This window comes from Bradyrhizobium neotropicale, from assembly GCF_001641695.1.
GTDB classification, from domain to species: Bacteria; Pseudomonadota; Alphaproteobacteria; order Rhizobiales; family Xanthobacteraceae; genus Bradyrhizobium; species Bradyrhizobium neotropicale.
Genome location: NZ_LSEF01000090.1, coordinates 417,471 through 440,229 on the forward strand (window position 1 = coordinate 417,471; position 22,759 = coordinate 440,229).

Annotated in this window: 15 protein-coding genes and 2 pseudogenes; 5 read left to right on the forward strand and 12 right to left on the reverse strand. The window is 62.6% G+C overall.

Annotated elements, in window-relative coordinates; all coding sequences use genetic code 11:
* Positions 1-43: 43 nt before the first annotated feature.
* Complete coding sequence (locus AXW67_RS30950; protein WP_063680946.1) at positions 44-1,807, reverse strand: ABC transporter ATP-binding protein; 1,764 nt, start codon at positions 1,805-1,807, stop codon at positions 44-46.
* Between the two features lie 284 nt (positions 1,808-2,091).
* Here AXW67_RS30950 and AXW67_RS30955 point away from each other — a divergent pair, with 284 nt between their 5' ends.
* A complete protein-coding gene (locus AXW67_RS30955; RefSeq protein WP_063680947.1) occupies positions 2,092-3,162 on the forward strand; it encodes a glycosyltransferase family 4 protein in 1,071 nt (356 codons plus the stop codon).
* 148 nt (positions 3,163-3,310) lie between these two features.
* Here AXW67_RS30955 and AXW67_RS30960 read toward each other — a convergent pair whose 3' ends face one another.
* The 6 genes and pseudogenes from AXW67_RS30960 to AXW67_RS30980 form a co-directional block, all read right to left on the reverse strand.
* Positions 3,311-5,245: an alkyl/aryl-sulfatase gene (locus AXW67_RS30960; protein ID WP_063680948.1), complete on the reverse strand. Its 1,935-nt coding sequence runs from the start codon at positions 5,243-5,245 to the stop codon at positions 3,311-3,313.
* 154 nt (positions 5,246-5,399) lie between these two features.
* Positions 5,400-6,572 (reverse strand): GGDEF domain-containing protein, encoded by a 1,173-nt coding sequence (locus AXW67_RS30965; protein WP_063680949.1) that lies wholly within the window; start codon positions 6,570-6,572, stop codon positions 5,400-5,402.
* A gap of 120 nt (positions 6,573-6,692) precedes the next feature.
* Entirely contained in the window at positions 6,693-7,976 is a 1,284-nt protein-coding gene (locus AXW67_RS44890; RefSeq protein WP_063680980.1) for a TRAP transporter large permease, read from the reverse strand.
* A gap of 222 nt (positions 7,977-8,198) precedes the next feature.
* A pseudogene (locus tag AXW67_RS44895) lies at positions 8,199-8,732 on the reverse strand (TRAP transporter small permease); the annotation flags it as partial.
* 89 nt (positions 8,733-8,821) lie between these two features.
* Positions 8,822-9,823, reverse strand: coding sequence for a DctP family TRAP transporter solute-binding subunit (locus tag AXW67_RS30975; RefSeq protein ID WP_027550183.1), 1,002 nt, complete (start codon positions 9,821-9,823; stop codon positions 8,822-8,824).
* Between the two features lie 196 nt (positions 9,824-10,019).
* Positions 10,020-10,790: a methyltransferase domain-containing protein gene (locus AXW67_RS30980; RefSeq protein ID WP_063680950.1), complete on the reverse strand. Its 771-nt coding sequence runs from the start codon at positions 10,788-10,790 to the stop codon at positions 10,020-10,022.
* A 148-nt stretch (positions 10,791-10,938) separates the two neighbouring features.
* Here AXW67_RS30980 and AXW67_RS30985 point away from each other — a divergent pair, with 148 nt between their 5' ends.
* Complete coding sequence (locus AXW67_RS30985) at positions 10,939-11,682, forward strand: SDR family NAD(P)-dependent oxidoreductase (RefSeq protein WP_063680951.1); 744 nt, start codon at positions 10,939-10,941, stop codon at positions 11,680-11,682.
* Positions 11,683-12,287: 605 nt separating this feature from the next.
* Positions 12,288-12,779 (forward strand): DUF3617 domain-containing protein, encoded by a 492-nt coding sequence (locus AXW67_RS30990; protein WP_082908104.1) that lies wholly within the window; start codon positions 12,288-12,290, stop codon positions 12,777-12,779.
* Positions 12,780-13,026: 247 nt separating this feature from the next.
* Here the strand turns inward: AXW67_RS30990 and AXW67_RS30995 are convergent, their stop codons facing one another.
* The 4 genes from AXW67_RS30995 to AXW67_RS31010 form a co-directional block, all read right to left on the reverse strand.
* Complete coding sequence (locus AXW67_RS30995) at positions 13,027-14,991, reverse strand: sigma-54-dependent Fis family transcriptional regulator (protein ID WP_245315777.1); 1,965 nt, start codon at positions 14,989-14,991, stop codon at positions 13,027-13,029.
* A 201-nt stretch (positions 14,992-15,192) separates the two neighbouring features.
* A complete protein-coding gene (gene acmB, locus AXW67_RS31000) occupies positions 15,193-16,386 on the reverse strand; it encodes a methyl acetate hydrolase AcmB (RefSeq protein ID WP_063680953.1) in 1,194 nt (397 codons plus the stop codon).
* 67 nt (positions 16,387-16,453) lie between these two features.
* Positions 16,454-18,088, reverse strand: a complete 1,635-nt coding sequence (locus AXW67_RS31005) for a flavin-containing monooxygenase (RefSeq protein WP_063680954.1) — start codon at positions 18,086-18,088, stop codon at positions 16,454-16,456.
* A gap of 468 nt (positions 18,089-18,556) precedes the next feature.
* Positions 18,557-19,525 (reverse strand): MBL fold metallo-hydrolase, encoded by a 969-nt coding sequence (locus tag AXW67_RS31010; RefSeq protein ID WP_063680955.1) that lies wholly within the window; start codon positions 19,523-19,525, stop codon positions 18,557-18,559.
* A 357-nt stretch (positions 19,526-19,882) separates the two neighbouring features.
* Between AXW67_RS31010 and AXW67_RS44475 the strand changes: the two are divergent.
* Positions 19,883-20,011: pseudogene (locus AXW67_RS44475) on the forward strand (DinB family protein); the annotation flags it as partial.
* A 173-nt stretch (positions 20,012-20,184) separates the two neighbouring features.
* Here AXW67_RS44475 and AXW67_RS31015 read toward each other — a convergent pair.
* Positions 20,185-21,132, reverse strand: coding sequence for an MBL fold metallo-hydrolase (locus AXW67_RS31015; RefSeq protein WP_063680956.1), 948 nt, complete (start codon positions 21,130-21,132; stop codon positions 20,185-20,187).
* Between the two features lie 196 nt (positions 21,133-21,328).
* On the opposite strand from AXW67_RS31015, the gene AXW67_RS31020 reads away from it, so the two are divergent.
* A complete protein-coding gene (locus AXW67_RS31020) occupies positions 21,329-22,681 on the forward strand; it encodes an IS1182 family transposase (protein ID WP_063678360.1) in 1,353 nt (450 codons plus the stop codon).
* The last annotated feature ends 78 nt before the right edge of the window (positions 22,682-22,759 follow it).

The window sequence follows — 22,759 nt, forward strand, 5'->3', positions numbered from 1 at the left end:
GCCTTATTTTCGAAACGCAACCGGCTCGAACGCGGCTCTCGATTTACGCGGCGATTTTCCCGAGCCGGCTCATCTCCTGCGTCACCAGCTCACGGTAGGGCCCGTGACCCTGCATCAGGCGGTCGGGCGCGCCGTCCTCGATGATCTTGCCGGACTTCAGCACGACGACGCGATCGAAGTTGCGCAGTGTCGCGAGGCGATGCGCGATCGCAATTACGGTGCGGCCGCGCATCAGGCGCGTCAGCGCCTCGCGGATCGCCTCTTCCGATTCACTGTCGAGCGCCGCGGTCGCTTCGTCCAGCAGCAGGATCGGCGCGTCCTTGAGGAAAGCGCGCGCTATCGCGATGCGCTGCCGCTGGCCGCCGGACATCTTGACCCCGCGGTCGCCGACCATGGTGTCGAGCCCTTCCGGCAGGCTCTCGACGAAATCGCAGCGCGCCGCGATCGCCGCGCGCAGCACCTCGTCATCGGTTGCACTGGGCCGGCCATAGCGGATGTTCTCGCGAATGGACCGGTGGAACAGCGAGATGTCCTGCGGCACCACGGAGATCGCTTCGCGCAGGCTCAGTTGCGTCACCATGGAGATATCCTGGCCGTCGACGGTCACGTTGCCCTCGTCGACATCATAGAAGCGCTGAAGCAGCGTGAACAGGGTCGACTTGCCGCCCCCGGACTGGCCGACGAGACCGACGCGCTGCCCAGGCTGCAGGCGCAGGCTGAACCGCTCAAATATCTTCTCGCCGCCGGGATAGCCGAAGGTGACGTTGTTGAATGCAATCGCGGCGCCGCTCTTGACCAGCGGCTCGGCCTCGGGATGATCACGCAATTCATGCGGGATCAAAAGCGTCGCGATCGCCTCGGTCAGCCGCGCGACGTGCTGGGTGACGTCGACCAGCGCCACCGCGAGATCACGTGTCGCATTCAGGATGGACAGGCCCAGCGTGCAGACCAGCACGACATCGCCGGTGGTCGCCTCGCCCTTCTGCCAGAGCGTGATTGCCCAGGCCATCAGCGCCACCGTCAGTGCGACGGTCACGCCGGCGTGAGTGAGCCGGAGCTTCTCCAGATAGCGCAAGCTGCGGCCGCGCGCGGTGAGTTCCCGATTGACGGTGGCATCGAAGCGCTCGTGCTCGTGACTGATGCCGCAGAAGGCCCGCACCAACGGCATGTTGCTGATGACATCGATCATCTCGCCGTCGACGACGGCGGCCTTGTCGGCGAAATCGTCGTGCAAGGGCTTGCCGGCCGCCGCCAGGCGGAACATCGCGATCACCATTCCGCCGGCGATCACGATCAGTCCCGCGGCCATATAAGGGCTCACGGTTCCAATCAGCAGAATTGCCGCAACCGTAGCGATGCAGGGCGGCAACACGTTCCAGACGAACATGTTCTCGACGGTGAACACGGCGTTCGATGTTGCCGTGATGCGACTTGTGAGCATGCCCGGCATGCGATCGGAGAAGTAGCTCGGCGCATGTCCGGTCAGGTGACGAAAGATGTCACGTCGCAGATCCCCAGTGACGCGGACAAAGGTAAAGCTGGCTGTCCAGCTCGCGATCCGCCAGAGAAAGTTGTCCGCCGCGATCAGCGACATGAGTAAAATGAATGCCAGCCATACACCACCGCCGTGCGACGGGCCCGCAGACAAGCTGTCGACCAACGATTTGACGCCATATTGCGTGCCTACAGAGCAGGCAACGGCGGCAACGACAGCGGTCAGGATCACCAGATGCGACGCAAGCCGGCGGCGAAGATAGCGCAAGACAAAGGCAAACGGCCTGCGCGCGTATCCAGAAAGGTGATCCATGTGACTGCAACCCCGTCGTGTTTTCGATTTTTCTACTGGTCGACTGAACTTCGGCCGGGCGGCCTCAGTTCCCTCGCATGGCCATCACGACATGCGGATAAGGACGATCTGAGAAGAGGTCGTGGCAGCATCGAGACAACCAAGACGAACGCGCGACGTGTCCAATATGTAACGTTTGTTGAGGGGAACTTCGCAACTGCGGGAACGTTCCCTTGGCTGGCATTGCCGGTGCCGAAAATGCTGGGGGCTTTCTACGTCCATGATCGCATAAAGGAGATGGTGAGATGCGCATCGCGCAGGTAGCTCCGTTGACGGAGGCTGTTCCACCCAAGCTGTATGGCGGCACCGAGCGGGTGGTGCATTGGTTGACGGAGGAGTTGGTGGCCCTCGGGCACGACGTGACGCTGTTCGCCAGCGGCGACTCGCAGACGTCGGGCAAGCTCGATGCGCTCTGGCCGAGGGCGCTTCGCCTCGACGGTTCCGTGCGCGATCCCAATGCTCTTCATATGGTGATGCTTGAGCGCGTGCGGCAGAAATGTGACGACGAGGAGTTCGACTTCCTCCACTTCCATCTCGATTACTATCCGTGGTCGCTGTTCTATCGCCAACCGACGCCCTTCGTCACCACGCTGCACGGCCGGCTCGATCTCCCCGAGCATCAGCCGGTCTTCAACACCTTCTCCAAGGTGCCCGTCATCTCGATCTCCAACGCACAGCGGCGTCCGGTGCCGCAGGCGAACTGGGTAACGACGATTCACCATGGCCTGCCCGAGAACCTGCTGACGCCGACGCCGGCGAAGCAGGAATATCTCGCCGTGCTCGGCCGCATCGCGCCGGAAAAGGGCGTCGATCGCGCCATCAAGATCGCGACCCATTGCGGTATCCCGCTGAAGATCGCCGCCAAGGTCGATCGCGCTGATCAGGACTATTATGACGAGCTGATCCGCCCGATGATCGAGAACAATCCGCTGGTGGAGTTCATCGGCGAGATCAGCGATCACGAAAAGTCCGAGTTTCTAAGCGGCGCGCTCGGGCTGCTGCTGCCGATCGACTGGCCGGAGCCGTTCGGCCTCGTGATGATCGAAGCCATGGCCTGCGGAACGCCGATCGTCGCCTTCAATCGCGGCTCGGTGCCGGAGATCATCGACGAAGGCCTGACCGGATTTGTCGTCGAGGACGTCATCAGCGCGGCCGGCGTCGTCAAACGTCTTCCGCAGCTCGACCGCGCGGCAATCCGCAAGCGGTTCGAAACGCGCTTCACCGCGCGGCGGATGGCACTGGACTATCTTGCGGCGTATCGCAGCCTGGCTGAGACACAGGCGCCGCGGATCAAGCTGGTGAGCAGCGCGGAGTAGCGGGGCCGATCTGTCGCGCGCCGTCATGCCCCGCGAAGGCGGGGCATCGAGTACGCCGCAGCCCGTCCGTATGCGTTACTGCCTCTGGAATACTGGATCGCCCGACTCAAGCCGGGCGATGACGGCGAGAGCATGGCGACGACCGTACCTAGGTCACCACCGCCCGCTTCGGCTCGACGATCTCGAACATACGCGGGAATTCATCCATCAATCCCATCAGTTCGGCGAGCCGCATCGGGTTGCCGGCGAGCTTGACCTTGCCGGCGGCCACCGCCTCCGGAAAGCTGGTCAGCTTGGCGATGACTTCGTCGAGGGTCGACCGTGCCAGCGTGAAGCTGGCATCCGCGTCTTCGGCCTGCACGCCTTCCGTATAGGTGAGCGCTGAGTTTTCCAGATTGAGCGCGAAGGTCTCGCCGGTGTCGGAGAAGCTCCAGTTCAACACGATGCGCTTGCCTTCCGCCTTCGGGCCGTTGAGACGGATGCCGAGGACGTCCCAGAGCTGCTCGGTGCGCAGCGCTGCGAGCGTCTCGCGCGGCATCGGCGGACGGGGCGGCACCTTCGGCATGCCCTGACGCAGTTCCTGGGCGCCGAACAGATAGGCATTGCGCCAGGTCGAACTCTCGGCGGCGTAGCCAAGCTGCTCGAGCGTATCAGCCAGCAGCGCGCGCGCCGCCGCGTTGTCCGGCTCGGCGAAGACGAGATGGCCGAGCGCCTGCGCCACGAAGCGGAACTCGCCCTTGTCAAAATCCTTGCGCGCCCGCGCGAGGATTGCATCGGCGCCGCCCATGTATTCGACGTATTTCCTGCCCTGCTCCACCGGCGGCAGCGGATCGAGATTGACCGGGTTGGCGTCGTACCAGCCGAGATATTTTTGATAGATCGCCTTCACGTTGTGGCGGATGTGGCCGTAATAGCCGCGGCCGTGCCAGGCTCCTTCCAGGCTCTTCGGAAGCTGGATCGTCTCGGCGATCTCGGCCGCCGTCAGGCCGTGGTTCATCAGGCGGATGGTCTGGTCGTGCGCGAATTTGTAGAGATCGCGCTGCTCGCGGATCATGGTGTCGATGCGCTCGCGCCCCCACACCGGCCAATGATGCTGGCCGCACATTGCCTCCGCCTTGCCGCCCCACAGTCGCAGCGCTTCGTTCAGATACTTTGACCACGCCAGCGCGTCGCGCACATCGGCGCCGCGGAACGGCAGGAGATTGTGGAAGTTGTGGGTACAGTTCTCGGCGAGGTTCAGGACCTTGTAGCGCGGGATGAAGAAATGCATCTCGGCCGGCGCTTCGCTGTTCGGCGCCATCTGGAATTCGAACTCGACGCCGTCGATGACGCGCGTGTCGCCGGTCGCCATGATCAAATCGGTCGGGCGGAGTAGCGCGACCGCGCCCGCCGCGATCGACTTGCCGAGACCGCAATCGACCTGCCCGCGCGCCCCCTTGGCGAGGAGCGGGCCGAACTGGTACTGCGCCCGGCGCAGCATCGCGGGACCCGCGATGATGTTCTCGGAGACGGCGTGCTCCATGAACAGGTTCGGCGCGATGATCGGCACGCGCCCCGTGGCAAGCGCGTCCTCCTCCAGCACGCCGCGCGCGCCGCCCCAGTGGTCGGTGTGAGTATGGGTGAAGATGACGGCTGCGACCGGCCGCGCGCCGCGATGCCTGAAGTACAGCTCGAGCGCGGCGCGCGCGCCCTCGATCGCGGTCAGCGTGTCGACCACGATGACGCCGCTGTCGCCTTCGATCAGCGTCATGTTGGCGATGTCGAGCCCGCGCACCTGGTAGACGCCGGGCACGACCTCGAACAGGCCGTGCTGCATGTTGAGGCGCGATTGCCGCCACAGGCTCGGATTGACGGTCGGCGGCGCCTGTTCGGCGGAGAGGAAGCCATAGGGCTCGAGGCTCCAGACCGTCCGCCCTTGCGGATTGGTGATCGTCGCGTTCTCGATCGTGCCGAGGAAGCCCCGCGCGGCATCATCGAAATCCCGCGTGTCGGAAAACGGCAACGTAGCGAGCATAGTCTCGTTCTGCGCAACGACCGACGGCGACGCCTCCTTCGGCATGTCGGTTGCTTCGATGCTGCTCATAGGACTCCTCCCCGGCTCGTCTTGTTTGGGGCGTCATCTAACCGCATCTTGACTGCGGTTCCAACGGCCCCTCGTCTTCGCCGCTGCGAAAGCTGAAGGGCTCCATCGCAGATGAGGTCGGCTATAGGAAGCTGGGCCGGCCGCTGATTGCGGCTTAGGCAGCCAGCCCTTCGGCAACCGGTCGACCCGAGGCAGCGGTCGCATCCGGCATGCGTAGTTTCCGAGCTAGCACGTAGCTGCCACGGTTCTGCTTGGCCCGGTAGAGCGCCTTGTCGGAGCGGGACAACAGCGCTTCCGCGGTGCGGCCGTCCTCTGGCGCGACGGCAACGCCGACGCTCACGCCAAGCTCGACCGCTTGCCCGTCAACGTCATACGGCGCGCCGATCGACTGCGCGATGCGCTGTGCCATCGTCTCCGCATCTGCCGCGGCGGCGACCGCGCGCTGCACCAGGACGAATTCATCGCCGCCCATCCGGATCACGAGATCCTCTTGCGCGGCCAGCGCCTTCAGCCGCCCAGCGACCTGCTTCAGCAAGGCGTCGCCGACAGGATGGCCGAACCTGTCGTTCGCCTCCTTGAAGCGATCGAGATCGAGCGCATGGACGGCAACCGCGCCGCCGGACGCAAGCATGTTGGGTAAATCCGCCGCCAGCGCCGAGCGGTTGAACACGCCGGTCATCGGGTCAAGGCGCGCAAGCTGCTCGAATTGCCGTTTCAGCGTGATTTGACCGACGGAGGCGTTGAAGCTGAGGCGCACCATCTCAAAACTCGCGACCACATACATCACGATCAGAAGCCCGAGGCCGACATGACGGAGGTCGGGCTGCATGAAAGTCACGACAACGGCAGGCATGGCAATCGCGACGAGATCGAGGAACGCCGCCACCGGGCGCAACGACAACCGCGCCACCACGCCGGCACCGAACCCGAAGCCGATGCCGATTGCCATTACGGAGCAGACCGCATCGCCCAGCACGATGCTGCGCGCGGCGAACGCGCCGAGGACGAGGGCCGTCACGATGGTGCCGGCCACGTAGCGCCTTTCCCAGATCGCGGCCTCGGCACGCCGAAGCTGCGGTGGACGGGCGAGGCGTCGCCGGAACGCGAAAATCCCGAGCAGGCGCACGATGGCGACCGTGACGCCGGCCGCAGTCAGGACAGCCGTCGCCATGTCGCCGGTCTCGAACGTCGTGATCGCGCCGACCATGGCCTGGCAGACACCGACGAGAATCGTTGGCGTCGTCGTGCCATGGAGGCCCGTGATCACCTCCATGTAGACGTCGTCGGAAATCGACGCCCGCCCGGATTCCATTCTGTTGAACAACATGCCAGCCCCCATCCGCCGGCATGTTCCTACAGCGGCCCCGTAAAAACGCAGCCCCGCGCAACGACGGCATTTGAACGTGCAAATTTACCGCGCGTTAGCCATATCGCGCGACTCCGCGCCCTACATCATGCCGAGCACGCGCGGCAGCCACAGTGTCAGCTCGGGCCAGTAGGTCACGACGATGAGGAAGCCGAGCATGGTGATCAGCCATGGCATCACGGCCCCCGCCAGATCGGTGATCCGCATTCGCGCGATCATCGATGCGACGTAGAGGTTCAACCCGACAGGGGGATGGCAGAGGCCGACCTCCATGTTGACGTCGATGACGATGCCGAAATGCACGAGGTCGATGCCGAGCTTCTTCGCCGCCGGAGCCAGGATCGGCGCCATGATCAGGATGATCGAGTTGGGCTCCATGAAGTTCCCAGCGAGCAGCAGCAGCACGTTGACCAGCGCCAGGAAGCCGACCCAGCCGAGGTTCTGCGCCGTGATCCAGTCGGCGAGCGTCGCCGGCAGGTTCTCGTTGGAGAGTACGAAGGAGAACAGCACCGCGTTGGTGACGATGTAGAGCAGCATCGCGCTGGTGTTGGCGGCGCGCAGCAGCACCCGCGGCACGTCCTTCATCCCGATCGCCTTGTAGACGAACACCGAGATGAAGAATGAGTAGACCGCGGCCATCGCCGCGGCCTCGGTCGCGGTGAACAGGCCGCTATAGATGCCGCCGATGATGATGACGACCAGCATCAATCCCCAGATGCTCTCGCGGAAGGTGCGCACCGTCTCGCCCCAGCTCGCCTTGGGCAAGCGCGGATAGTCGCGCTTGCGCGCCAGCCACCAGGTCACGATGCACAGCATCGTGGTGAGCAGCATGCCGGGCAGAAGGCCCGCGACGAACAGCGCGCCGATCGAGGTGTTGGTGGAGACCGCGTAAACGATCTTCGGGATCGAGGGCAGCATCAGGATGCCGAGCGAGCCGGCGACGGTGATGATGCCGGCACCGAAGCGCATGGGGTAGCCGTGCCGGACCATTTCCGGCAGCACGATCGCGCCGATCGCGGCGACCGTCGCAACGCTCGAGCCGCAAACCAGCGCGAACATGGCGCAGGCGACGATGCCGGCAAGGCCGAGGCCGCCATGCCAGTGGCCGATCAGCGAGGTCGCGAAGTTGATCATGCGCCGCGCGACGCCGCCATGGGTCAGGAAATTGCCCGCCAGGATGAAGAACGGGATCGCCATGATCTCGAAGCTCTCGATGCCCGTGAAGAGCTTCATCGAGACCGCCTCGATCGGCACCGTCGTCAGCGTGAACAGGAACGTCATCACGGTGAGGCCGAGCGCGATCGAGACAGGGATGCCGGTCAGCATCAGGGCGATCAGCAGCGCGAAGACGGTCGCAGCGCGCATCCAGTGCGGCAGCACGATCACGCCGGACTTTTCGGCGAGGCACAGCATGAAGATCAGGATCGGCGCGAGAATCAGGATCACGCCGAGCGGCGAGACCTTTCGTGCCGCAGCCCTTGTCGCGGCGCCGGCGGGCTGCGGATGCAGCGCGGGCGAGCCGTCGGCCTCCACGCCCTCGACATGGGTCTCGTCGTGATGCGGCAGCTCGCCGGTCCGGAAGTAGGACCAGGCGACCTGGAGGAAGCGGTAGCACATCAGGCCGGAGCCGAGCGGGATCGCTAGATAGACGATCCACATCGGTGCTTCCAGGTCGTTCGACTGCTGTCCGGTGTGGAACATCTCGCCGACGAAGGAGGCGCCGAAGGCGGCGATCATGCCGGTGAAGATCGCGCCGCAGAGCAGTGCGAACAGGATCACCTGCTTGCGGGAATATTCGGGGAGACGGTTGACGAGCAGATCGACGCCGACATGGATGCCGGTGCGCACGCCATAGGCCGCGCCGAACTTCGCCATCCAGATGAACATGTAGATGCAGAGTTCCTGCGCCCAGGACAGGTCGAGCTCGGACAGGAAGGTGAACACGGCTTTCGACAACGCCGCGAGCCAGGTCAGCCCGTGCGCAGTGGCCCATCTCGAAAGCGCGATTGACTCGCCGGCGCCGTAGCGGTGCACCACCGCAACGAAGATCAGGCCCGTTGCAGCCGCAATGAGCGTCGCGATCAACCACTCCTCGAGGTGATCGAGCGCACGATTTAGCACGCGAAGCAAATGAAGTCCCCCCTGTCAGAGCGAAACGGCCGGGAGTGCGCTCACTCCCGACCGTTCTTGTTGTTCTACGCCAGGCCGCGTCAGTTCATCTTGACGTCGAGTTCCTTGGCGACGAGATCGAGCACCTCCTGCCCGACCCGGCCCTTGGCCCACTTGTAAGTCGGCTGCATCGCGTCCTGCCACGCCTTGCGGTCGGCGTCAGTCAGATAATGCAGCGTGGTCTTGCCCGACTTCTTGATCTCGGCCAGCGCGTCCTCGTTCTCCTTGCGCGCGATCGAGTTGGTGTAGTCGGTCGCCTCCGCCATCGCCTTGTCGAGCTGGGCGCGAATGTCCGGCGGCAGGCCGGCCCAGAATTTCGAGTTGACGATGACCGCATATTGCAGGTGCGCATGGTAGGACACGGTGATGTCCTTCTGCACCTCGTAGAACTTTTGCGTCAGATAGTTGGACGCGGTGTTCTCACAGCCGTCGACCACGCCGGTCTGCAAGGCCTGGTAGACTTCGGAGAACGCCATGATCTGCGGGATCGAACCCATCAGGCGGAAATACTGGTCGGCGATCTTCGAGCCGGAGATGCGGAACTTCAGGCCCTGGAAATCGGAAGGCTTCGTCAGCGGACGATTCGAGGAGACCATGTGGAAGCCGTTGTCCCAGTAAGCGAGGCCCGTGATGCCCTTGGCCTCGAGCTTCTGAAACAGCCACTTGCCGACCGTGCCCTTCATTGCACTGGCGTAGGTCTCGTCGTCCTTGAACAGCCAGGGCAGGTCGAGCGCCTCGAATTCCTTGACGCCGAGGGGCGCGAATTTCGCGGTCGAGGGCGCGAGCATCTGCACCGAGCCGAGCTGCAGCGCCTCGATCTCCTCCTTGTCCTTGTAGAGCGAGGAGTTCGGATAGACCTCGATCTTGACCTTGCCGTCGGTGTACTTCTCGGCGAGCTCCTTGAACTTCAGAGCGCCCTTCCCCTTCGGGGTGTCATTGGCAACGACGTGGCTGAACTTGATGACGATGGGGCTCTGCGCCAGGACGGCGGCAGGAGCCAAGGCGAGCGCGGCCGCCGCGACCGCGAGAAGCAGTTTGCGCATAGTTCCTCCCAACAACCTCAAAACCGGTTCTTTTTTTGTTTTCCGGCTTCAGTAGTGGCAGCAATCCGCCACCCGAACAACTAGACCTAAGCCCAATTTGCCGCAGCGATGCCATCTTGACGGAAGTTGTATACGCAACGAAGCGCCTGCTCCAGCCCTGTGGAGCGAGCGCTTATGTCGCATCGCGGCAGCGCAATTAACCCTTGCGCTGGGCCACCATGAAGAGGCGCCGGAACGGAAACAGCGTCTGCCCCGCCGCATTCTTCGGATAGGCCTTCGCTACCCGCTCGCCATAGGCCGCCTCGAAGGCGGCGTTCTCTTCGCCCTGCAACACGTCGAGGTAACGCGTCAGCCAGGTCCCCTTGGTCCACTCCTTCACGGGATTGTCGCCTTCGAGCACCTGGAGATACTCGGTCTCCCAGATGTCGATATTGGCCGACAGCGGAGCGAGAAGATCGTGATAGAAGGCCGGTCCTTCGACCGGCGGCGGGGTCACGAGATGCTCGACCTTGGACCGCCAGGGACCATTCAGAGCGGTCTCGCCGATTAGCACATGCGAGGGCGCGGTAAAGTTGCGCGGCATCTGGACCGCAAGCATGCCGCCCGGCGTGACCTTCTCCATCACCGATGGAAAGAGTGCGGCATGATTGGGCAGCCAGTGCAGTGCGGCATTGGAATAGATCAGGTCGTACTGCCTGCTCGGATGCCAGTGTCCGAGATCCTCATGGGACCAAAGCACATCCGGGGCCGCCTTGCGGCCGGCGGCGACCATCTCGGCCGAGCCCTCGACGCCGGTGACGGTTGCGCCCGGCCAGCGCTCCTTGATCAGCTTGGTCACATTGCCGGCCCCGGCGCCGAGGTCGGCGATCTCGCGCACGGCAAAATCCGGAATCCGCATCAACAGGTCGACCGCGGGCCGCAAGCGGTGACCGGAGAACTTCAGATATTGCTGCGGATCCCAGACCATCGTTTCACGAGCCTTTTCTTTTTCGTGTTTCCTTCACTGTCGCTCTTCGTTACCACTGCTCGTCCCGATCGGGCAAATCGCACGTCGGGCCAGGGCTGGAAACGAACGACAACAAGACAAGCAAGAATCAAATCAGAGAGCGTTGACCATGGATCTCGGGCTCAAGTCGAAAACCGCCGTCGTGACCGGCGCAAGCATCGGCATCGGACGCGCCATCGCCAAGGGATTGGCTGCAGAAGGCGTCCGCATCGTGGCAGTGGCGCGGCGCACCGACCTGCTCGCCCAGCTGGTGCAGGAGGTCGGTGGCGGGCTCATCACCCCGTTCGAGCAGGACGTGATGGCGAAGGACGCGGCGGAGAGGATCGCGGCCTTCGCGGTGAAGGAGCTCGGCCATGTCGATATCCTCGTCAACAACGCCGGCGGCAGTCGCCCGCTGCCAGTCGACGCACCCGACAGCAAATGGGACGAGGCGATCGCGCTGAACTTCACCAGCTACCGCCGCATCGCGCATGCCCTTCTGCCGCAGATGGTCGAGCGTAAATGGGGCCGCATCATCAACATCACCGGCAAGTCCGAGCCGGAAGGGCTGAACGCCGCGTTCGCGGCCAAGGCCGCCGTGCACGCCTGGGCCAAGGGCCTGTCGCGCGAGATCGGCAAGGACGGCATCACCATCAACTGCATCCCGCCCGGCCGCATCATGAGCGAGCAGATTCGCCGCAACTATGCACCGGATTATCGCGAGCGCTTTGCCGAAGAGGAGATCCCGGTTGGCTATTGGGGCGAGCCGGAAGACCTCGCGGCGCTCGCAGTGTTTCTGGCCTCGCCGGTAGCGCGGTACATCACGGGCACGGTGATCCCGGTGGACGGCGGGTTGAAACGGTATCAGTTCTAGGGCGAGGATCCCTGAATTCGATCAGCCCGAAAAAGCATGTCACGTCCGCTCTGCTCGGAAGCGGACAGCGTCGGCCCGCCCCAACGAGTCGGCTGAGGGGCCAAGAGCCGACCTCTGCGCGTGCTTGTCTGGGTGCCGTCAGGTTATTGGATCACCCTGCGCGCGGAGAAGCCGCCTCGTCGGCGGCTTCCTTCATCCATCGCTTTATTGCCATTGCACGATGACTAGTCTTTTGGCGCACGATTGTGGCAACGCTGAAATCTGAGCACAGGGTTCGTGAGTTGGTCAGGCGATGACGCGAGCCGTAGCGGCCAGCGCTGGTCCAGTGAAATGCCGCGAATGTCGGCGCCTCAAGCAACGAATATAGCGGAGCCAAAACAGGTTGGCTCCAAGCGCATGGGCACCTACGGAGTACCCCATTAGATCCAGTGTTGGCGGTGGAGGCATCGAGTACGATTTATCGTGCCGCTATGCCCTGACCAATGAGCACTCTTGGTGCTGCTTCGGTCATTGGCGGACCGCGACCGCCAGCCTCAAAGATGGCTCCGGTACGCCCCCCGCTTGGCCGATGATGGAGTGCATATTCTTTTCTTGGGAGCAGTGTGATGCACCGAATGGTTTCCCAGGAAGACAAGCCTGCCCTGATTCTTCGCTGCGCCGTACTGGCAACGGGTGCAGTTTGCGCGCTGCTTGCAGCCAAGTCCGCGAGCTCGGCCGATGATCGCCCGGCCGTTCGTGCCGGGTTGTGGAAATTCGAGCGGACGCTTGAGACCGACGGCAAGGCGACGGATCGGGTGCTGACCAGCGGACTGCTATACGCCCGGCAAATCACCCGTTGCGTCAACCCAACGAGAGCGCTTCAAGCGGAAACCGCGCTGCCGCTTTGCAAGATCAGGGATCTTCGTAAGAGAGACGACAATTACGAGTTCCAGAAGGTCTGCGGAGGCGGCGCGCCGGTCAAAACCACCATCGATATAAAGAGCGATGGCGATTACACGATGATCAATGAGGGGCGGATTGGAGCCATAGCGAGCAGGGAAATCATCGAAGCGCGCAGGTTGGCCGATTGCAACCCAAAGGGCGAAGTTCTTCAATAGGTCACGCAAAGTCGTCGGGTGTCATTCAATCCCGCGGCGTGACGCTTCCCGATCTTTTGCAGCCTTCGCTCACTCTTCGAAGGCTCCGCCGCTTTCGAGCAGCGCACGTTTGAGGCCGGTTCGAGCGGCTCTTCGGCGCGACGACGGCGTCGAAGCGCTCGCAGCACGAACGCGTGGTCCGGCGAGCGAGATCACGACGCCAGGCGTGACCAGCATCTCGCCATTGCACCGCTCCATGTTGCGAAGCTCAACGCACCAAGCCTGCGGAGCTCGGGTCAACGCGGATGCTGTAACGATGCAGCTTCGCATAGACGGTGCTTTTGGCGAGACCGAGCGCTGCCGCCGTCGCCGTGACGTTGCCGTTACACGACCGCAGCGTGCGGGATATCAAGTCACGTTCGGCGGACTCGGCCAGGGACAGACCTGGCTCGCGCGAGTGTTCTGTCCGCAGGATGGTATCAGGCAGATCCGACGGCTCGATCGGGTCGCCGCTGCTGGTCAGCAGCAGGTTCTCGACCAGATTGCGCAGCTCGCGGACGTTGCCGGGCCAATCATAGTGGCGCAGACACTCGAGCACTTCCGGCGCAAAACGGCGACCGGCAAGACCGTAGCGCGATTTTGCCTGCGCGACGAATTGATCGACCAGCAGCGGAATGTCGTCGCGGCGCTCCCGCAGCGGCGGGATGATGACGGGCACGACGGCCAGCCGGTAGTACAGATCCTTGCGGAAGCGCTGCGCGTCCACCTCAGCTTGCAGATCGCGGTTGGTCGCGGCGACGAGGCGGAAGTCCACCTTGCGCGCGGCAGTCTCGCCGATCCTGCTGATCTCGCCATTCTCCAGAGCGCGCAACAACATGGGCTGGAGATCGAGCGGCAATTCGCCGATTTCGTCGAGGAACAGGGTGCCGCGGGACGCAGCCTCGATCTTTCCGGCCATGCCGCCGCGCCGCGCGCCGGTGAACGCGCCGTCGACATAGCCGAACAGCTCGCTCGCCAGCAGCTCGCGCGAGACGGAGCCACAGTTCACGACGACCAACGGGCCGCTCCGGCGCGGGGACGCAGAATGAATGGCTTGAGCGAAAACCTCCTTGCCGACACCGGTCTCACCAAGCAGCAGGACAGGAGCTGCGGTCGTGCCGACACGACGGCATTTTTCGACGACAGCGTGCATCTTGGGGTCACTATGGATGATGTTGGTAAAGGCCCTGGCATCACCTTGCGCCGGCGGCGAAACGGATCTGCTCGAAACCGCTGGCTTCGGCGCCACCATGACCGTTCCCAGATGTTCGCCCTGATACGCCACCGGCCTCAGCCATTCCTCCTTGATCCAGGCCGGCCGCAAGTTGTTCCAGGGCCGATCGTCGCTGCTCCCGAGGAGCGGAAAACTCGACTGGCTGTGCGGCGCGCCAAGGTCGCGCAAAATCTGCGCCATCTCGCCGTTGGCCTTGAAGGGCCGTCCGGCACTGTCGAACAGCACCGCGTGATGTCGATCCGAAGGAGGCAGCATCCAGAAGCATTGGTCGAGAAGCCGATAGCGGGCGTCCAGCTCCATCTGGAGCAACTGGGCCTCGATGCGCGCAGCCGCCGAAATCGCCAACGCGAGAGCCTGCCGTCCGTAGGAATCGGACAGCCCGGAAATATCGATGGCTCCGATCACGGCGCCATCGATGGGATCGCGGACGACCGAGGCCGAGCAGGTCCAGCGCTGGATCCCTGAGCAGAAATGTTCGGTGGCATGCACCTGGATGGCCTGGCCGGTTTCCAGCGCCGTGCCGATCGCGTTGGTGCCGCAGGTCGTCTCGCTCCAATTGCTGCCGGGCAACAGGTGTGTCTTCTCCACGGCATTACGCAGCGCGAGCTTGGTATCGCCTTCCAGGCGCAACACGATGCCGTCGACATCGGTCAGGACCATGACCGTGCCGGTCTCGCGCATGTAGTCGCGCGCCAGGGCCATGGTCGAGGCGCCGGCGTGGACCAGGCGGGTGCGCTTGTCGAGCAGGCAGTGCAGCCGTTCGTCGTTCATCGGCATCGGAGCCTGGCTGCGTCGGTAGTCCACGGCCGATTTCTGGCTCCGCAGCCAGGAATCGTTGATTGCGGGCCGAACGACCCGGCCGCCGGCGCCGGTCCCGGACAGGAAGTGCTCCCAGCTCGTCAGGACGTCGCGTTCAATACCTGGATTCGCAAAGGCTTCCTCTGGCGTCTGCCCCAACACGCTTCCTCCTTTGACGCGCTGAGCGGTCCAAGATCTTCTTGTTGTTGGGGGACCCCGAGCTTTATCGGCCGATTTTGAGATCATTCCATGCCAACGCGCAACTGACAATCGGATCGCGGCGCAACTTTGGCGCGCCTCCGGCCGCACTGCGAAAGCCGTGAAGCCGAAAGGCGCGACAAATGTCCTGACCTGCCTGGCCGCCTACGCTGCCTTGCGGCGGTGCAGGGTGTCATAGAAGGCCGTCTCGAAGCGCATATACCCGGTGAACGAAGCCGGATCGCCGAACGGCAGGATCTGGGTTGCCCAATAGCCGCCGAAGCCGTTCTGCCGGTCGATCCAGTAGAACAGGTTTGCGAGGCCAGCCCAGCCGAGCGCTCCGGCCGGCCGGCCCGTCGGGGCCTCCTCGTCATTGACCATGAACGTGAACGACCAGGATTTCGACTGGCCCGGGAAGAACTCGGCATCGTTGGAGAGCGACTTGATCACCCCCGGCAACGCCGTGACCTTGAGATCGCCGAGATGGTTCTTTTCCGCCATCCTCACCGTCTCTGCCTTGAGCACCCGGCCGTGCGGGCCGTTCCCGTCGTTCAACCACATCCGAATGAAGCGCATATAGTCGCCGACCGTGCTGTAGAGGCCATGTCCCCCCATATGGACCTCCGGATTTGACGGCAGTTCGAAGTCCATCGGCGTGAGGGAGCCGTCGGCGTTGCGGGCGTGCACGCCGGCGAGCTTGCTGCGCACCGTGTCGTTGATCTCGAAGGTCGTGCTCGCCATGCCGAGCGGCTTGAAGATGCGTTCGGCGAAGACCTCGCCGAGCCGTTTGCCGGTGATGCCCTCCACGACCTGCCCGACCCAATCGATGTTCGTGCCGTACTCCCATTTCGAACCGGGATCGAAAAGAAGCGGCGTCATGATCGCAGCCTTCGACGAGGTGATCACGCTCGGCTGTCCGTGGTCGGTCGCCAGGCGCAGATAGTTCTCGTTGAAGAAGTCGTAGCCGAAGCCGCCGGTGTGCAGCAGCAGCATGCGTGTCGTCACGTCGCGCTTCGGCGCGCGAAGCATCGGCTGGCCGTTGGCGTCGAAGCCGTCGATCACCTGCAGCTTGCCGATGTCGGGCGCATATCTCTTCGCGGGAGCGTCGAGGTCGAGCCGGCCCTCTTCGATCAGTTGAAGAGCGGCGGTGCCGGTGATCGCCTTGGTGGTCGAGAAGATCGCAAAGCTCGAATCCGTCGTCATCGCCTCCGGCTTGTCGGTCCGACGCTTGCCCGCGGCGCCTTCGTAGATATTGCCGTTGCGATCCGTCACCATGGCGACGACGCCCGGGACGCCCGGCCCCGTCGTGACGGTCTCGTTGAGGATTGCGTCGGCGTCTACAGCAAATTCACTGCACATGTGTTTCCTCCGTCGAATTTTGGGGATGCGAAAAACAAGGGCCGCGCTCCCGCGACCCTTGTGTCGTTCACTGCTTGGCAAAGCCGGGATAGGCCGAAGAAGCGACTTCATCGCACTTCTGGCGATAGGTGCCGACGCCGCCGATATAGGAGAGCAGACGGCGCGGCTTGCCCTCGACATTCGAGCCCATGTACCAGGAGTTCGTCTTGGTCACGAGCGTCGTGTTCGCGATCTCGTCGTGATGCGCGACCCAGGCGTCCTGTGTCTCCTTCGTGGGCTCGATGACGCTCAACTGGTTCTTCTTCAGATACGCGATACAATCGCTGATCCACTCGACCTGCTGCTGAAGGCATGTCGTCATGTTGCAGAGCGCCGTCGACGGTGCCAGCGGCGCGCCGGTCGTGAAGAGGTTCGGGTAGCCGTGGACCTGAAGCCCCATCGTGGTCCTGATGTCGCGGCTCCACTCGTCCTTCAGCGAGCGGCCGTCGCGGCCACGGATGTCGATGCGCGTCAATGCACCCGAGCCGGCGTCGAACCCGGTCGCGAGGATGATCACATCCAGCTCATACGATGTTCCATCGGTGAGCTCGATACCCTGGGGGGTGATCCGCTTGATCGGGTTGTTCTTGACGCTGACCAGTTCGACATTCGCCTGGTGAAAAGCCTCCAGAAAGTTGGTCTCGAGCGGGACCCGATGCGTGCCGAAGCCGTAATCGGTCGGGATCAGCGCCTCGCAGAGCTTGGGGTCCTTCAGGCGCGCGCGCATCTTCTTGCGGACGAACTCGGATATCTCCTCGCTGACATCCTCCTCGAAGAACATCTCGACGAATGAGGCGAGCCACAGCCGCAGCGAGCCTTCGTCCCAGATCTTCTCCAGAACGGCGTGACGCTGGTCCGCCGTGAGATCCTTCCAATTGCCGTTGGTGAAGTCGTATTCGAAGCCGGTGAACGAGTGGGGCAGCGTTTTGCGGAATTCCTCGAACCGCACCTTGTAGGCCTCGACCTCCTTCGGACCGTATTTCGGGTTCTTCATCGGAATGATGTATTGCGGCGTGCGCACGAACACCTTCAGGCTGCCGACCTCGCCGGCGATGGTCTGGATCACCTGAATGCCCGTGGCGCCATTGCCGACCACGGCGACGCGCTTGCCGGCGAGATCGAGCTTCTCCTTCGGATAGCGGCCGGTATGGACGAGGATGCCCTTGAACGTGTCTTGTCCGGGAAACACCGACGTCAGCGGCGCGGACAGCATCCCGCAGCAGGTGATCAGGAACTGCGCGTCGATGGTGTCGCCCTTGTCGGTCGTGATCGTCCAGCGCTGCGTCGCCTCGTTGAAGACGGCACTCGTGATCGTCGTAGAGAACCGGATATCCTTGCGCAGATCGAGCTTGTCGGCGACGTAGTTGAGCCACCTTTCGATCTCCGGCTGACCGGGGAAACGCTCGCTCCAGCTCCAGCCTTTGTAGAGCTGCTCCGAGAACAGGTACTGGTAGATATAGGCCTCGGAGTCGAAGCGCGCTCCCGGATAGCGATTCCAGTACCAGGTGCCGCCGACGCCCGTGGCGGTATCCACGGCCTTGACCTTGAGGCCCTGCTCGTCGCGCAGCTTGTAGAGCTGGTAGAGGCCCGCAACTCCCGTGCCGATCACCACTGCGTCCAGGCTTTCGTGCTTGCGCGCGCCGTTGCCGTTGTACTCACTCATGCATTCCCTCCCAATGTCAGAGACTTTGTTCTGCTCCCCGCCGTGAGGCGCGCGAGAGCAAGGGGAGAAACGCAGATTGCGTGCCAGATCGGATTCCTGGAATTAAGCGCTTGCAGTCATTGAAGTGTTGGCCACGGGAGCCCATTTCCGTCCGTTCGAAATCCGAACGGGACACGTGCGGCCAGACCGAATTTCGATCGCCAAGCGCCGAAAGGGGGAACGCTACGAACTCGATGTCGCCCCGCGATCAATCCTGGATCTTGCGGTGCAACAGCTCCGCCGGCTCTCTCTCGGGTGGCGAACAGCAGACGTTAGCGATCACGCGCGGGCGGATGGGCGATCCAGCGCCATTTTCATCATCGGCGCCCGGACTGTCGCCAGTGCTTACCTGTCAGCTCTTCATGACGTTGAAGAAACTGAAGCTGGCGGGATTGACCATTCTTCTGGTCGAGGAGAACGTCGGCAAGCTCAACAGCCGCCGGTACACTTGCCGTCTGCGTCGAACTCCATGGTCTTCCCGCTTAACGGCAGATAGACCGGTACATGGACCGCAGCCTTGAAGGCCGCCGTCTTCGTATTGGGCAGCAATTTACCGTCTTTGGTCGCCGCTTCATTCGCATGAGAGGCAATGACCGCAGTCGGCTGCACCAGTTCATTGATCACGAAGGCCGCCTGCGCCGGTCCGGTCGTGAACACGTCGCCTATATTCAAGACGGCCAGCTTGGCCTGAAATCCACGCCGCACAACGAGGTCTTGATCCGCTATCACGCCGGTATCCCCTGAGAGATAGACGGTGAGTCCGTTGGAAAAGCGAAGCACGTAGCCGCCCGGAGGTCCAACGTAGGCGGTCAAGCCGTTTGTCTGCATCTCCTTGGCGAGATCGCCGGTGAGAAAGGCCGGACTGACACCGTTGCTGTGCGCCGCCGGCACGCTCCAAATGGAGACGCCGCCAAGCTTGTTCATGGCGCCAAAGCGGAGCGTGACAACTTGCGCCTTATCGCCACCGGCTGCCGGAATCCTCGTCCCGAACCAGCTGTTCATCTCGCCGCCCACAAAGAACTTCGCCTTCTTCGCGACGACGATCTTCTCCGTGTTCGAGCCTGGCGTATCCTTGACGTCGAATTCCGGTTGACCACATTCGCCCGCATTTGCTGTTGCCGAATGGATGTCGCCCAGATGATCGCCATGGACGTGGCTCAGCAACACACCGTCGATCTTTCCCAGCCGCGGGTCGTCAGGCCCGCGTACAGTGCGCCCTGCATCGTAGAGAATTCGCGTGCCGTCGGGGTCTTCGAAGATCAGGGCGCGGTCGAGCGCGCAGAACTCTCCGTCGTGGCTCCCAAGCGGCGTGACCTTCACGCCGGCCGACAGGGCGGACTGAGCGGTTGAGCCGATCAAGGCGACTATGGCAGCTAGAAGCAAGGCTGTGCGTGTCATGATTGTCCCTCCAGATTTTGATCGGAGGCAATCACTGCCCGTTGTTCCGGTTCCAACGAGAGGTACGAATTCAACCATAAGCCACCATGAGGCACTGAACCAAAGACCATGTGAAGTTCGCACATCCGCGCGCACGTCGGCGTTGTATTTACGAGTTGCTATCGACGCCCGCCAGCAAAATGTCCGCATTGGGGTAAAAAGGCGAAATACGGAAGTTGCCTGCGAAAGTCGGCCTCCTCCCTGGAAGCGGACATCGCGCATTGGCCCGCCCCTGACGAGTTGGCTGAGGCCAGATGCGGACTTCGCGCCAACCGCGGCAACCTTTATCGTAAGCGGCAGGTTGGCGGTCGCCAGCGACAGGCGCATGCGATGTTATCGGGAACACGCATCAGGCCGCCGCAACTCGATGAGTTCTTTCCAATTGAAGAAGCGCCATTGAGGGCGTCTGAGTTTACCGATCTGGGTTGGTCAGAGGAAACCGTGTGAGGGCGGCCCGGCACTTAGTCGAGATCGCCTAAGGGTCACTCTCGCCTAAGGGTCACTCGCTGACGAGAGAAGAGTGGGGCAAGGCCCGCTTTGGGCGAACGTCGGCAGTAAAACCGCAGCCCTCGTCCAGTATGGCGAAAGTGTAGGAGAGCCCTTGCGGCGACCTCAGGGGATCAAGGCTTGCCGGTTCTTCGAATTTCGACCTTCTCTCCGACCTCGATTACCATCAGATCCTCGCCCAGCTCCAAAGGACCGGAATAGGTCTTACGCGTTGGCGGTATCAGGTCTTGGTCAGTGGCATTTGGCAAGACGATGTGTGAATACACCGCGAGCTTAGGCTTCGCACGTGCGAACACCTGCCCCGCCTGCTCTGCAGTAACGTGGTGGGCGACAACACTCTTCATTCGGTCAGCGGGAACTCCCAATCGCTCGAACGTTTCGGGCGAGGCTACCTCGTGAATCAATAGATCAACGTTCTCGGCGTGCCGAATGAGATTTTCAGAAATGCGAGTGTCTCCCGAGAGCACCACCGACCGACCAGAATAATCGATACGATAGCCAAACGCCGGGTTCACGGGTGTGTGGTCGACTTCGAACGCAGTGATCTTCACGCCACCGCTTTCGTGCACGAAACCCTCGGCGATGTCCTCGGCGAGGATGACAACACCGTCTGGCGACGCGCGATCGTCGTACAGGCGAATCCGAATGTCATACTCGAAGGCCTGTTCGAGCAGCGACATCATGCGCTTCGTACCCCTTGGCCCCCACACCGGCAGCGGCCGATCCCGGCCGGGCGTAAGCCAACCGGTGAGCCACAAGTCCGGAAAGCCTACCACGTGATCCGAGTGCAGATGCGTGAGAAAGACGCCGTTCACTTCCCGCCATGGCACCTTGATTTGATTGAGGCGTTGAAGAGCGCCGCGCCCAGCGTCAAAAATGAATTTCTGTCCACCCGCCTCGACGAAGATGCTGGGCCCGAACCTGTTCATGACGGCCGGAGGGCACCCCGTGCCCAACAGCGTTACCTTGATTTCCTGTCCTTGGGCTTCGACAGCGGGAGCAAGGGCGATGGCAGCCAATGCGATTCCGGCCAATTTGCTAAGAAACCTCGGCGAGGTCATGTGCTATCCTTTTCATAGAACTGGTGGTGAATGTCTCCAGCTATCCTCACATTTTCTGGTGCCTGGCGTAGCACATCTCGCTGCTCCACCCTGCCGTAGCCGACTTCCGCAAGGGGTCGATTCCGTTGAAAAAGGCGGCTGTTGCGACGCAGAGGGATCAGTGATTCAGTCTGTCTAGGTGGCAGGACTGAAGATCATGATGGGACATCGGCAAGTCGAACAGGCTGCGTTGTTCTACGAATTCTCGCTCGAGAAGCATATTCCCGCCGACCATCTGCTGCGGTCGATCGATAGATTTGTCGACCTTGAACAGATTAGGAAGGACCTGGCGCCTTTCTATAGCAGTATTGGCCGACCTTCGATCGATCCCGAGCTGATGATCCGGATGCTCTTAGTCGGTTACTGCTTCGGGATCCGATCGGAGCGGCGGCTGTGCGATGAGGTCCACCTCAATTTGGCTTACCGGTGGTTCTGCCGGCTGGGTCTGGAAGGGGCGGTGCCGGACCATTCGACATTCTCCAAAAACAGGCATGGCCGCTTCCGGGAGAGCGATCTCTTCCGTCGCGTTTTCGAGAGCGTTTTACACCGCTGTATTGAGGAGCGGCTGGTCGGCGGTGAAGGATTTGCAGTCGATGCGAGCCTGATCAAGGCCGACGCCAATCGGCAGAAGGGAATCGAAGGCGACAAGGGACTTCCACCGGAGGCCGCCGGCCGAGCGATCAATGAGTATCTGGCTGTCCTCGATGATGCCGCTTTCGGCGCAGCGACCGAGGTCACGCCGAAGTTCGTGTCGCCTGCCGACCCGGCGGCGCGCTGGACGGGGGCGCACGGCGGCCAAGCCTTCTTCGCCTACTCGACGAACTACCTGGTCGACGTCGAGAACGCGATCATCGTCGATGTCGAGGCGACCACGGCCATCCGGCAGGCGGAGGTGTTGGCCGCCAAGCGCATGATTGAGCGCTCGCTGGAGCGGTTCGATCTCTATCCGAACCGGCTTCTCGGCGACAGCGGCTATGGCTCAGCCGAGATGCTCGGCTGGTTGGTTTACGAGCATGGCATCGAGCCACACGTTACAGTGTTCGACAAGTCGGCACGCACAGATGGGATCTTCTCGCGCGAAGACTTCACCTATGATCATGCAAGGGACGTCTACCGCTGTCCTGACGGCAAGATCCTCACCACGACCGGAGCGCTGGTGAACGATGGAGCCACGATGCTTTACCTCGCTATCAAGCGCGATTGCGATCGATGCGTATTGAAGTCCCAGTGCTGCCCCAAGCAGGCTTCACGGAGGGTGCCGCGCTCGATCTACGAGGGCGCTCGCGACATGGCGCGCCAGATCGCAAGATCGTGGGAGGGGCGCACTTCGCGTCGGCTCCGCAAAAAGATCGAGATGCTGTTCGCGCACCTCAAGCGCATTCTCAAGCTCGACCGTTTACGGTTACGAGGCCCAAACGGTGCGCGCGACGAGTTCACCCTCGCAGCCACCGCTCAGAACCTTCGCAAGCTGGCCAAGCTGATCCCGATGCAAACCCTCAAGCCCGCATAAGGGTCAGCAAAGCCGTTCGGCTACATCGGCGCGGGCGCCAATACATCGGATTACTGCCGCCTTTTTCAACGGAATCGG

Coding starts and splice junctions, on each gene's coding strand:
- AXW67_RS30950 (WP_063680946.1), bottom strand. CDS start 1,807: ATGGATCACCTTTCTGGATACGCGCGCAGGCCGTTTGCCTTTGTCTTG.
- AXW67_RS30955 (WP_063680947.1), top strand. CDS start 2,092: ATGCGCATCGCGCAGGTAGCTCCGTTGACGGAGGCTGTTCCACCCAAG.
- AXW67_RS30960 (WP_063680948.1), bottom strand. CDS start 5,245: ATGAGCAGCATCGAAGCAACCGACATGCCGAAGGAGGCGTCGCCGTCG.
- AXW67_RS30965 (WP_063680949.1), bottom strand. CDS start 6,572: ATGTTGTTCAACAGAATGGAATCCGGGCGGGCGTCGATTTCCGACGAC.
- AXW67_RS44890 (WP_063680980.1), bottom strand. CDS start 7,976: ATGCGCGCTGCGACCGTCTTCGCGCTGCTGATCGCCCTGATGCTGACC.
- AXW67_RS30975 (WP_027550183.1), bottom strand. CDS start 9,823: ATGCGCAAACTGCTTCTCGCGGTCGCGGCGGCCGCGCTCGCCTTGGCT.
- AXW67_RS30980 (WP_063680950.1), bottom strand. CDS start 10,790: ATGGTCTGGGATCCGCAGCAATATCTGAAGTTCTCCGGTCACCGCTTG.
- AXW67_RS30985 (WP_063680951.1), top strand. CDS start 10,939: ATGGATCTCGGGCTCAAGTCGAAAACCGCCGTCGTGACCGGCGCAAGC.
- AXW67_RS30990 (WP_082908104.1), top strand. CDS start 12,288: ATGCACCGAATGGTTTCCCAGGAAGACAAGCCTGCCCTGATTCTTCGC.
- acmB (WP_063680953.1), bottom strand. CDS start 16,386: ATGTGCAGTGAATTTGCTGTAGACGCCGACGCAATCCTCAACGAGACC.
- AXW67_RS31005 (WP_063680954.1), bottom strand. CDS start 18,088: ATGAGTGAGTACAACGGCAACGGCGCGCGCAAGCACGAAAGCCTGGAC.
- AXW67_RS31010 (WP_063680955.1), bottom strand. CDS start 19,525: ATGACACGCACAGCCTTGCTTCTAGCTGCCATAGTCGCCTTGATCGGC.
- AXW67_RS31015 (WP_063680956.1), bottom strand. CDS start 21,132: ATGACCTCGCCGAGGTTTCTTAGCAAATTGGCCGGAATCGCATTGGCT.
- AXW67_RS31020 (WP_063678360.1), top strand. CDS start 21,329: ATGATGGGACATCGGCAAGTCGAACAGGCTGCGTTGTTCTACGAATTC.